This window comes from Flavobacterium poyangense (assembly GCF_011751075.1).
Classification (GTDB): Bacteria; Bacteroidota; Bacteroidia; order Flavobacteriales; family Flavobacteriaceae; genus Flavobacterium; species Flavobacterium poyangense.
This window is the reverse complement of record NZ_JAALLN010000007.1, coordinates 254051-266365: the sequence shown is the minus strand read 5'-3', so window position 1 is coordinate 266365 and position 12315 is coordinate 254051. Positions and strand designations below refer to the sequence as shown.

At 35.4% G+C, this 12315-nt stretch carries 6 protein-coding genes, 1 pseudogene and 1 riboswitch; of the genes and pseudogenes, 2 read left to right on the top strand and 5 right to left on the bottom strand.

Annotated features, from left to right (window positions below; all coding sequences use genetic code 11):
* Positions 1-2123 (bottom strand): annotated as a pseudogene (locus tag G3A47_RS13810) (hypothetical protein); the annotation flags it as partial.
* A 518-nt stretch (positions 2124-2641) separates the two neighbouring features.
* On the opposite strand from G3A47_RS13810, the gene G3A47_RS13805 reads away from it, so the two are divergent.
* On the top strand, positions 2642-3895 hold the full coding sequence (locus G3A47_RS13805; protein ID WP_166923252.1) for an AraC family transcriptional regulator: 1254 nt from the start codon (positions 2642-2644) through the stop codon (positions 3893-3895).
* A 163-nt stretch (positions 3896-4058) separates the two neighbouring features.
* Here G3A47_RS13805 and G3A47_RS13800 read toward each other — a convergent pair whose 3' ends face one another.
* The 4 genes from G3A47_RS13800 to G3A47_RS13785 form a co-directional block, all read right to left on the bottom strand.
* Positions 4059-5543 carry an aminotransferase class V-fold PLP-dependent enzyme gene (locus G3A47_RS13800; RefSeq protein ID WP_166923250.1) on the bottom strand — a complete coding sequence of 495 codons (1485 nt, stop codon included), beginning with the start codon at positions 5541-5543 and terminating at the stop codon, positions 4059-4061.
* A 363-nt stretch (positions 5544-5906) separates the two neighbouring features.
* The gene (locus tag G3A47_RS13795; protein ID WP_166923248.1) at positions 5907-6902 is read right to left on the bottom strand and encodes a TlpA disulfide reductase family protein; all 996 of its coding nucleotides are present in this window, start codon (positions 6900-6902) and stop codon (positions 5907-5909) included.
* Positions 6903-7154: 252 nt separating this feature from the next.
* Positions 7155-7253, bottom strand: a riboswitch (SAM riboswitch).
* A gap of 80 nt (positions 7254-7333) precedes the next feature.
* On the bottom strand, positions 7334-8029 hold the full coding sequence (locus tag G3A47_RS13790) for a LytR/AlgR family response regulator transcription factor (RefSeq protein WP_166923246.1): 696 nt from the start codon (positions 8027-8029) through the stop codon (positions 7334-7336).
* Positions 8026-9669, bottom strand: coding sequence for a histidine kinase (locus tag G3A47_RS13785; RefSeq protein ID WP_243860463.1), 1644 nt, complete (start codon positions 9667-9669; stop codon positions 8026-8028). Before G3A47_RS13785 ends, G3A47_RS13790 begins: the two co-directional genes overlap by 4 nt.
* 137 nt (positions 9670-9806) lie before the next feature.
* Between G3A47_RS13785 and G3A47_RS13780 the strand changes: the two genes are divergently transcribed.
* On the top strand, positions 9807-12188 hold the full coding sequence (locus G3A47_RS13780) for an outer membrane beta-barrel family protein (protein WP_166923242.1): 2382 nt from the start codon (positions 9807-9809) through the stop codon (positions 12186-12188).
* Positions 12189-12315 lie beyond the last annotated feature (127 nt).

Genomic DNA, 12315 nt, shown 5'->3' with positions numbered 1-12315 from the left:
GGTCCTGTTGGGGTGAAAGTATAAGTATTCGCTGCGCTGTAATTGCTGATGGTACTAGTTCCTGCTGCCAAACAAGTCGGTACAGTTGCGCTGATTGTAGGTGTCGTAGGAGTTGGCAGTATATCAGAATTGCTAAAAGAAGCAGAAACTCCAGAGATACAACCTCCATTGGATGCAGTCACGGTATAAGAAGTACCAATTGTCATCCCGGATATTAGTCCTGATCCACCCACTGTAGGCCCTGTTGGCGTGAAAGTATAAGTATTCGCTGCGCTGTAATTGCTGATGGTGCTGGTTCCTGCTGCCAAACAAGTCGGTACAGTTGCGCTGATTGTAGGTGTCGTAGGAGTTGGCAGTATATCAGAATTGCTAAAAGAAGTAGAAACTCCTGAAATACAACCTCCATTGGATGCGGTTACGGTGTAAGAAGTACCAATTGTCATCCCAGATACGAGTCCTGATCCTCCAACTGTAGGCCCTGTTGGAGTAAAGACATATGTATTAACGGCGCTGTAATTACTGATTGTACTGGTTCCTGATGTAAAACAAGTTGGTACAGTGGAACTTATGTTTGGTACCGCAGGAGTTGGTAACATATCAGAATTACTAAAAGGCATGGAGGTTGCTGAAGCACAGATCGCATTAGCCGTTACTGTTACCGTGTAAGAAGTACCCATTGTCATCCCTGATATTAGCCCTGATCCGCCTACTGTAGGGCCTGTTGGGGTGAAAACATAAGTATTGGCTGCACTATAATTGCTAATCGTACTAGTTCCTGCTGCCAAACAAGTTGGAGCAGTTGAACTTATAGTGGGTACTATTGGGGTCGTATTTACTGTTACTGTAGCTGTCGCTGTGGCAGTGCAACTATTTGCGCCTGTAACTGTTACAGTGTATGTTGTAGTGGTAATTGGAGTTGCTGTAGGATTAGCAATGTTGGGGTCATTTAATCCTACAGATGGGCTCCAAGAATAAGATATTCCTCCTGTCGCAACTAACGTTACGCTTGGAGAGCTACAGTTGGTGGCTGCATTATTTGGCGTCACATTAGCTACAACTGGTGCTAATATGTCTGAAATCATAAAGGGATCTGATGGGCTGGAAGTAAAATCTATATCTATAATATATAAAGATGAAGTATATTGCTCTCCATAGTGCAAACCTGTTATGACTCCACCGGGCCCAACTGATACGTAGTTAGCAACAATACCATTTGAGTCATAGAATATGTAGCTTATATTTGGGGTGTTCAAATAATTCGTTATTGTAGCATTGCCTGTTGAGCTGCAGGTTGGAGGTGCTACATTTACAAGAGGAGTAAACAAATCAACCCCATCACAACTAAAACCATCATTACTGTCAGAGTTACCGGAGGGTAATACCCAACTTATATCGGTTGATGATGAATTGTCGACATTTTTAATAAAATAAACATTTCCTGTTGGATTATTAAAGGTTAATAGATTTCCCTTTTTATCTACCCACACTGCTCCAAAAGCACTACCTCCAGCAGGAAAATTATGACCTGTATTAGGATTTGTAAGATTCAAAGCTCTGGTTGTAACGATGTTTGTGCTTTGATTAATGATAACTAACCTACAAGTTTCAGCTCCCCCACCATCTCTTTTTATTCCATAGTAGTTCCCATCATAATAGGCATAATCATTACATAATTGACTTTGATAATTGATACCACTTAAAGCAATATTATCAACAGGAGCGTTTGCTGTGCCACCAGACAAATCTAAAACTGAAACGTCAAATCTTCCCAGATTAGTGGCGCCGTTATCATCTCTGAAGTATATATACTTATCCACAGAAAACATATTGGCATAAATGTCAAGGCCTCCCATGCTTGTAAGCGTTATTCTTCCGACATACGAAAAATTGTTTGCCGGATTAAAAACCCTAAGATGGTTATTGTTTTCTTTAACATACAATAAGCCGGTCACGGAATTAAATGCTGAGGCGGAACCGGAATCGGTGCTAACTCCAGTTGTTAAAGTTTTTATGTTTACAAAACTTTGTGATGTCAAATTATACTCATACACATCAACATTTCCTGCGCCAGTTCCCTTGGTTTGGTATACTGAACTAAGCCCCGTACATATTTGCGCCTCCATTTGCAATGTTGAAAAAAACATGAGGAGTAAAAGTGCATGTCTAATAAACACAAGCTTTTTTTGAGTAAAGTTTTTCATATTTTTCAATGGTTTAAGTAAATAATTGTATCGTAGTTCTTTGGTAAGCTTCGCTGTATACACAAAATTAGATACAAGATTATTTTTTACTGTTTTTTTCGCAATCGAAGAAGTATCCTTTTATAAAGAGGGACTATATTCCTTTGTGAACTGCTTTAAACATTGCTATTCGCAAATAGTATCGATTTATAAAGTGAGACTATCTCGCCTTTAAAATTGACGAGAGTAGCTACTAAAGTTTGTAATATTGCAATTAATTAAGGTAAATTATAGTGGATAAGAATTAAATTTCTTAATATAGACACGAATCTGTTTTGTAATTTCTTAAAAAGATAAAATATGTGAAAAAAAATGTTTCAGAATGCCAGAGTAATCTCTTTAGATTATCAAAATATTAAATTTTAGTACAAAGTCCTCGTCACCTACATCCAAAACAAAAAATGTTTCATACCAACTTAATCCGTACAGTTTTATTAGTCTTTTGCTATTTTAGTTGTTTAATGAGTTTATTATGTGTGCTTATTATTCTTTTTCAAAATAAATTTCATCCCTATTATAAGTCTCTGATGTTGTTCTGCCTTATTTGCTGTTCTTCAGTTATTTTATTATGGACATTTTTTCAAGGAGCTATTCCTTTGCTTAAACATGCACATCTTTGGGTTATAGGCTTTCCTGTAGATTTTCTTCCGGGCGGTGTTACCTATTTATATATAAAATCTGTTCTGCTGAAAGAGAAAAAAATTATGAAACAAAATTTCCTTCATTTTATACCGGCAGGATTGCATTTTATAGAGCTTATTCCTTTTCACATACTTCCTGTCAAAGCCAAACAAAACTCTCTAACCTTGTATTTGTTGCATCCTGAAAGAGTTTCAGATCATTCCGCTTTTATGCTTCCAATGGATGTTCATGTTTTTTTGAAAAATGCGTTGTGGTGTTTCTATATCCTATTAATGCTTCGTCTTTTAATCGTTTTTCAAAGAAAAAATCCTTTGTGGATTAAACGAAATGCGCATGTGTGGTTTTGGATTACAAGACTTACCGCATTTCATTTAATAGCTTTCTTAATTTTTCTTTGTGGTGTAATTTTTTTTAATAATTACAATCGAGAGTATTCTGTTTTACATCCCGTGTTTTTTATTTTGACATGTATTATATTTCTTATGTTTAAACCCAAAGTACTTTATGGATTAAGCTATTTGAATAATTATAATAGCGATCTTATGACGTTAAAGGAAGAAGAGGAAGTTCTCTCAAAAACTTTTGAATTGTCTTCTGCTAAGAGCAAAGAATATAAAGAGAAAATTGAACTCTGGATTCAGAATGAAAAAGCTTTTTTGGCGAAAAATTATTTACTAAAAGATATGTCTAAAGATTTAGATATTCCTGTACATCATTTGTCTTATGTTATTAATAAAGAATTTGGCACAAATTATACTAGCTTAATTAATAATTGTCGCATAGAGTACATAATTCGGAATAGGTATGACCCGGCATGGTCACAATTTTCACTCGAGGGAATTGGAAATGAGGTAGGTTTTAATTCGAGAAATACTTTTTTTAAAGCATTCAAAATTGCTACAGGGGAAACTCCATCAGAGTATTTTAGAAAAAAAGAGAATAATATCGAGTGTCCCAGTAGTATAAGCGATAATTTTATTTATCGGGAAAAAATAAACAAAGCAAAAGATTGATAAACTAAAAATCCCATTTCTAATGAAATGGGATTTTTTGGATATCTTTTTTTAATCATAGATTAGATACAAAAGTTAGGGGTTAGCCAAGTTAATAATGTTGTAAAATAGAGGTTTAAGTTAACAGACCAGATTTTTACTTTTTTTAGAGTACAGTAACAATTTAATCCAATACAAACAACCCTTTTACTCCCTCCTTGATATTCTCCTCCTTTAACAAACTTTCAAACTCATTAGAAACAGGATTGTAACGATAATCTTTTCGCCATTCCTTATGCTTCAAAGCAATTTTTTTTATGGCCTTACAAATAAATAAAAGTTCATCGTTGGTCATGGTTGGATGTAATGAAATGCGAACCCATCCCGGTTTATTGACCTGATTTCTATCTAAAAGATCACTGGTGATTTTTTCGGAATACTTTTCATTAATATTGAATAAATAGTGTGCATAAGTACTGGCACAAGACCATCCGCCACGAACTTGTATTCCAAAACGATCATTTAAAAGTCTTACAATTAGATTATAGTGAATGTCTTCTATTACAAACGAAACACAACCTATTCGATCGGTTTTAAGATCTCCTAAAAGTAGCAAACCGCTGATTTCCCAAAGTTCAGAATAGCAAATATCAAGTAACTCTTTATCTCTTCTTTTTATATTTTCAACTCCCATCTGCTCTTTTAATTTCAAGGCCAAAGCGGCTCTGATTACTTGTAAAAAAGCCGGAGTACCACCATCTTCTCTTACTTCAATATCATTGCTGTAGGAGTATTTACCCCAAGGATTGGTGAATTTTACATTTCCGCCTCCGGGATTGTCAGGAATTGCTGATCGGTATAATTTTTCATTAAAAACCAATACACCACAGGTTCCGGGACCGCCTAAAAATTTGTGGGGAGAAAAGAAAATGGCGTCCAAACACTCTAGCGGATTTTCGGGATGCATGTCAATTTGCACGTATGGAGCCGAAGCTGCAAAATCTACAAAACAATACCCGCCATGTTCGTGCATGATTTTTGACAATTCGTGGTATGGTGTTATGATTCCCGTAACATTAGAACAGGCTGAAAATGAGCCTATTTTTAAGGTTCTGTCTGCATGCTTTTTAAGTGCTTCGGATAATTTTTTCGGATCAACAAGGTTATTTTCGTCAGGTTCTAAAACCACCACTTCTGCGGTGGTTTCGTACCAGGAGACCTGATTAGAATGATGTTCCATATGGGTAATAAAAACTACCGGGCGATCCACATCAAAATTAACTTGGTCTGTTTTACGCAGGCCAATAATACGCTGCAACTTAGATAAAACTCCCGTCATGCCGCTTCCGGCCGTTACTAAACAATCGGAGGCACTTGCGTTGACATGTTTTTTAATGATATCCCTTGCTTCTTGATAGGCGTAGGTAGATGTTTTTCCTGTCTGACTCGAAAACGAATGTGTATTGGCAATCATAGGGCCCATTTTGCGGGTCATAACCTCCTCTATTGGAGCGTATAATCTTCCACTGGCTACCCAATCAGCGTATAATAACTTTTGTTTTCCGTAAAGAGATTCAAAACTATGGTTTACACCAATTGTATTTTCTCTAAATTTCGAAAAATAACGTTCTAACTGACTTTGTTCTATTTGATTTTCAATAACATTCATCTTCTTGTCTTTTAGTATAAATATATTTTTGGTTTGTAAGTAATTCTAGATGCTGGTTGTGAGTTGTGAAATGTAAAATGTGATATGTGAAAAGCGATACTGATTTCTATTTCATTGATTCAATATCTTACTAAAGAATCGAACATGTAGCTGCTATGTATTACTATGCTACTACAATTCCTATAAAGTATATGACCTTCTATGTTTGTCTTGTAAAATAAAGCCGCAAAACAAAACGTATTAATTTCACATCTCACAATTCACATCTTATATTTTACATTTCACAACTCACATTTCACATTTCACAACTCACATTTCACATCTCACAACTTAAATTAATTGTTAGGCTTTCATGCTATATGTCTAATTTGCTTTTTTATCTAAAAGTGATTTTAATGTGGTCTGAAGTTCCTCACCGTGAAGATTTTTAGCCACGATTACTCCTTTAGAATCTACTAAATAATTGCCGGGAATTGCTCTTACACCGTATAATTTAGCAATTTTGCTGTTCCAGAAAAGCAAGTCAGAAACATGTAACCAATTTAATTGGTCGTCCTTAATTCCTTTAACCCAACTTTCTTTCTTTTTGTCTAAAGAAACTCCAAAAACGTTAAAGCCTTTATCATGATATTGCTTGTACGCCGCCACAATATTTGGGTTTTCTTTTCTGCAAGGCGGACACCAGGAGGCCCAAAAGTCAATCAAAGTATAGCCTTTTAGGTTTTCCGAAAGACGAATCGATTTTCCATCTTGATCTGTAGCTGTAAAATCAGGAGCTATTTTTCCAACTGAGAGTCCATTAAGGACTTTTACAAGTTCCTGTAGTTCTTTCACGTAAGTGCTGTTGTGCAGACTTTTATCTAATAAAGCAATATTCTGTGTAATTTGTTCCGGAGTTAGTCTGTAAGACCAGTTTCTATACAGTACATAAGCTGAAACAAGTGAAGTTGGATGCTCTTTTATAAACTTACTAATCTCTATATCGTCTGTCTTTCTATAACTATTGAACAAATCCTGAGAAGCAGAACCTTCAACAACAGACTTATTGTAATACTGTAACGGACTCAATTTGACAGAAACAGGACTTTTTTCAAGGAAAATATACAACGGACTGTCATTGGTATTTACGCTAAGACCATATAGTTCGGGCAGTTTTACTTTTGTTTTGAAGCTAAAGTTGCCATCAACAACCTTTACGGAATCAATGGTAGTAAACATTTTGTTGTGAAACTTTTGTAGGTATACGTATTGAGCGACAGTATCTACAACGGTTCCTTTTAATTGTACATTTGTGTCTTGTTGTGCCTGAATTCCTGTAACGCCTAAGCACAGGGTAAGTACTAATAGAATTTTTTTCATTGTTGTTGATTTAAAATTAAGTATAAGGATTTTTGTACCGGTTTTGTAACGATTTGTTACTACTACCGGAAAAACAGTAAATTGGTTTGGGAGAAAAATCTAGAGTCCCTGCATTCGGAAAACTAAATTGTTTTCTATAGGTAAAAGATCAAATAGATTGTAATAAGTGTGTAAAAAATATAGCTTTCTCATCTTAGTTATAAAAAGGATAATTAATAGGATACAGCTTATTCAGAAATTCAGAAGAAATCTTTCTTATCTGTCCTCTTGCGAGGAAGGATGTAGCACCTTATTTAGAACAGGTTGCTAAGACATCATAGGGCCTATTCCCTCCGTCTTTCTGGATAAGTTATGCAAATATATATTAATTCTATCTAATTAGTATACTTTAAGAGTGTTTTTTTTGAAAAAAAATAAATCCATGTGATAAATCATATTAGTTTCTGCTTAATTTCCTTATATCTGGCGCGGCCAATGGGTAATAATGCTCCGCTTTTTAACTGCATACTGTACTTCCCTCCTGCTTCTACAACAATTTTCTCTGCCTGTTGCCAGCTTAGAATATAAGACTTATGTATTCTTTCGAATGTTTCGGGAAGCAATTTTTCTAATGCCTCTAGTGATTTATCGTGCAGTTCTATTTTGTCATTGGATAAATGCAGTTCAGTATAGATCCCTGCTCCTTTTATATACAAAATTTCATTAATTGGTATAAGTTTAAATGTCTTTGCTTTTCTTACTGCTAAAAAACGCACCTCACTACCCGATTGTTTTCCTGTTGCAGTGTAACGCTCGAAAGCTTGCTCGAGTCTTTTCTGATCAAAAGGTTTAGGTACAAAATCCAGCACTCCATAATTAAAGGCTGTAATGGCTTTGTCTGTATAAGCTGAAATGATAATCGTCTGAAATGAACCGGCAACAAAGGTTTGCAGGATCTCAAAACCGTTTTCCCCGTTTAAGTTCAGGTCTAGCAACAAGAGATCAATTGAATTTTCTTCAATAGTCGAAAGTCCATTTTCAAGTGCATCACAAACGAAAATTTGAATGTCTTTATCAAAGAAATCACGTGTCATTCTTTCAATCCTTTTCGCGATACGCGCTTCATCTTCAATTATCAAGATTTTCATTTATCAAAAATTTTAATTGTTGTCTCCCACCCTTTTTCTACAGCATGTGAATCGAAAGACCAATTGGAGCCATAACTTTCAGTTAATCTTGCTTGGATATATTTAAAACCTGTTCCTGTGCGTCGGTCTTTTTTAATCTGTCGGTTTTGAGCGAGTGTGAGTAAGGTATACTCTCTGTATTGTTTTTCTCGGGCGAATTTTAGATAAAAAACAATACAACTTTGTTTTGGAGGTAGACTGTGTGTTATTCCGTTTTCTATAATTGTATGAAAAATTGCCGGTGGAATCGTTTCATTTTCATCAATTCCTTCTTCTTGCCATTCGTAACAAATTTCTTTGCGAAAAGACATTACTTCCAAATGTCTGCGACAGAGATCAATTTCTTGTCTGATTGGGATCAGTGTATCTTCGGCAATATCATTCATTATATCAAATTCTTCTGCAAGAGCGCGAATAAAAACAACGCCTTCTTTGGGAGATTCTTCGATCCAGTCAATTAATGAGGTTAAGGTATTTCTAAGAAAATGCGGCTGTATGTTTTTCTTTATGAGTTCTAATTGTAATCTTGAAGAAAGCAACAAAGAAGCATTATGAGCTTTTTCCAACGCTTTTGCTTTTATCGTATGTAAGTATAACATGCAGAGTACTATGATGGTAAAAGCAATAAATAACCCGGTATCGTAATACATAAAATAGTTAACCGCTACGCCTGCCAGTAATCCGGCAGCAACGATAAGTCCGCCTTTTATTTTTCGAAACGTAGCGTCTATGGCAATAATGATAGAAAAAAGACGGGCAGCAATTGTAAAATAAGCTGCAGAAGTATCATAATGACCGTAATACAGAACATAAATCGTACTAAGAGTAAGTAACAAAAGGAATAAAAGCATTTTTTTTCTTCTGAATTCAAACTGCAGCATAAAATACCAAGGTATCAACATCGAAATCGCAAAGGTCAGCCAACCAATGATTTCTAATCGCGCATAAAACCGGTTATACGGAATATCAACATAAAACTTTACATATTCGATAATCAGCAAGCAGAAAAAAAGCAGACAGATTATTCCGAACAGTAAAACAGGTAGTTCTTTTCGGGTACTATTGATATACAAAAAGAAATAATAAACTGCCGCAATCAGAAAAGCACCAGCCATGAGATTCATAAACGACAACGTAATAAGCGGGGTTTTTTGAAGCTGAAGATAATTATTGAGTTTAACATGAATTTCGCGCTCCGCATCGCGAAAGTGAGATTGCGTTCCTACTATGGTAACAACATGTTTTCCCAAAGTAGATAATTTCTGCGGAATTTGGTAATAGGTAGTTTCTGTTCCCGGAATTTCTGCACGATCTAATTTTGCTAATTGGCCGTTGCTTCCTACTAAAACGCCATCCCAATAAACATCAAAAGCGCCAAAAGCGTTAATCTGAAGTCCCAGTACATCTGAATTATTTTCAAGTTTCTGTATTTCAATTACTGCATTGAACTTAAAAATGGAGCTTTCCGTCTTCCCTAAATCATGCGGCTCATGTTCATAATCAACATTATAAACTACATCGGTACTTGCATACTCTTTATACTGATCGCAAGAGCTAAATAATATAAGAAACAGAAAGGTAAAAAAAGCAGATTTATACATAAGATAAAGGTAGAATAAATTTCTAATTGGCAAATGCATTTGAAAAGGTCATAGAGCCGTTGGCATGTTTTCAGTGACTCTATTTACTATTATCAGCTAATCTTGTATTATAAATCAAACATGACTAATCAATTAACATGAAACATCTAATAACCTGTATTACAATTTTATTTATTCCGCTTCTTGGCATGGGGCAACAAATCGTTATTTCCGGAAAAGTTCAGGATCATATTACAAAAGAAGCATTACCATATGTTACGGTAGCTGTATTGGACAATACCTCAAAAACAGTGATGACCGGTGTAACTGATGATCGTGGTGTATTTAATCTGGAAGGGCTTCTCTCGGGGCCAATAACGGTCTCTTTTAGTTACATCGGATACCAAAATTATAACCGATCACTAGAAATTATAGCTACAAAACCCAAACTAGAATTGGGTACAATTGGTTTAACCGCAAGTACTGTACAATTGAATGCTGTGGAAATCAATGGACAAAAAGCGAACATTAGTTTAAAAATGGACAAAAAAGTTTTTGAAGTTGGTAAAGATGTATTGTCACAAAATGGATCTGCGCACGATGTCCTGAATGGCGTTCCATCTGTTGCAGTTAGTCCCACCGGGGCAATAAGTCTTCGAGGCAACAGCAATGTTTTGGTATTAATTAATGGTAGGCAATCCGGGCTTACACAGAACAATGCATTGGATCAGATCGCAGCCGATCAGATTCAACGAATTGAGGTTGTAACCAATCCTTCGTCAAGATATGATGCTGCAGGTTCTGCGGGGATCATTAATATTGTATTGAAAAAGAACAAAAAAAGTGGTTTCAGCGGTCAGATGCGCTTAGTTGGAGGTTCTCCAAATGATAGTCGTCTAAACCCAAGTATTAATTATAAATCAGACAAAATCAATATCTTTTCTAATTTCAGCATACGTTCGAGTGATTATGAAGGTTTGTATACTACCAATCAAGTAACTAATACTACAACTACGCCAAATTATATGAATCGTGTACAGAAAGAAGATCGTCATGACGATGGTAAATTGCTTTATGTCGGCGCTGATTATTTTATAAACGACCATCAAACCATTACTGCCGCTTTTTTAAAGAATGCCACACATGACAACGATAAAACAGATTTAACATACAACTATAGAAGTAATCCTGGCAACACTATACCGGACAGTCTTTTAACAAGAAACGGAAAATCATTAGAAAAACGGGATTACAGTCAGTTTGAATTTAATTATACGCGAACATTCAAACAAAAAGCAAAAAAGTGGACGATCGATGTGCAATATGACTGGTGGAACAGCGACAAAAAATGGAATCTTTCTACACAGCGTTTGCTTCCCGATCTCTTAGTTTATCCCGGAATAAGAACAAGATCGAAAGGAAACAGTAAAGATTTTCTGGCTCAGAGTGATTTTGTCCAGCCTATCGACAGTAGCTCAGTTTTAGAATTTGGAATAAAAACTGAAATTCGAACTGTTTCCAGTGCTTATTTAGCCGAAGAAGAACAGGATAATAATTGGGTTGTTTATCAAAATATTGATAATGATTTAAAATACAATGAAACCATAACCGGTGCCTACACCCAATTTAGTGACAAAATCAATAGATTTAGTTATATGCTGGGGTTGAGAACCGAACTAACTTCTATAAAGATTACAGATGCAGAAAACACCTATAATGATCAGAAAAACTACAATAAACTGTTTCCCTCTATCAATCTAAGTTACAAGTTTGAAACTTCGACTTTGCAGCTTAATTACAGTAAACGTATTAGACGTCCTTCTTTATATGCCCTGTATCCGTTTAATGAGGTTACAGATTTAAATGCACAATACATCGGAAATCCGGATTTGAATCCTTCTTATACAGATGTATTTGAAATGGCGTTTCTTAAAGCTTGGAAAACATTTACTTTGAACCCTTCGCTATATTATCAATATGAAAAAGGGTATATTCAGGATTTTACTTATCGACAAGCTGATATCTTCTTAACAACACCCATAAATATTGATTATGAAATACGAAGCGGGGTTGAATTATCAACATTGTACAATCCTTTAAAATGGCTTCAGCTAAATGCAGAAATCAATTTTTATAGTTTTAAGCAGAAAGGAACTTACAGGCAGGAAAACCTGGATTACAGTAGTCAAAACTTTACAGCCCGCTTAAATACTCAGATCAAACTGCCTTCTAAATTTAGTTTTCAGGGCCGCTACAACTTTCGCAGTGCAATGCGCAATGCGCAAACTACCAACAAAGCCTTACAATCAATTGATCTCGGATTTAGCAAACTGCTGCTTAAAGATAAAGCTACTATTGTTTTTGATGTTACAAATGCTTTTAACCTACGTCAGAATAAAAGCGTTACAACTGGTACTAATTATGCTGTCAATGATAATAGTATTCCTAATGCAGCAAGATATCGTCTGAGTTTTGTCTATCGTTTTAATTTAAGCGATCCAAAAGGAATCAGACAGGCTAATGATGCTAATAGGAATTAAAACAGTGTAATCTATCAAAGTTTTGTAGTTTCCAGGCTGTTTCAATAGTGCATTTTGGAGACCATGCTCTGACAGGGTTTGTAAAATTGACTCTAACTCTGTTATCTTAAAAAAATGAAGTTCAATA

Excerpts from the sequence above, each read along its gene's own strand:
- G3A47_RS13795 (WP_166923248.1), bottom strand. The coding sequence starts at position 6,902 with ATGAAAAAAATTCTATTAGTACTTACCCTGTGCTTAGGCGTTACAGGA.
- G3A47_RS13780 (WP_166923242.1), top strand. The coding sequence starts at position 9,807 with ATGAAACATCTAATAACCTGTATTACAATTTTATTTATTCCGCTTCTT.
- G3A47_RS13790 (WP_166923246.1), bottom strand. The coding sequence starts at position 8,029 with ATGAAAATCTTGATAATTGAAGATGAAGCGCGTATCGCGAAAAGGATT.
- G3A47_RS13805 (WP_166923252.1), top strand. The coding sequence starts at position 2,642 with ATGTTTCATACCAACTTAATCCGTACAGTTTTATTAGTCTTTTGCTAT.
- G3A47_RS13785 (WP_243860463.1), bottom strand. The coding sequence starts at position 9,669 with ATGTATAAATCTGCTTTTTTTACCTTTCTGTTTCTTATATTATTTAGC.
- G3A47_RS13800 (WP_166923250.1), bottom strand. The coding sequence starts at position 5,543 with ATGAATGTTATTGAAAATCAAATAGAACAAAGTCAGTTAGAACGTTAT.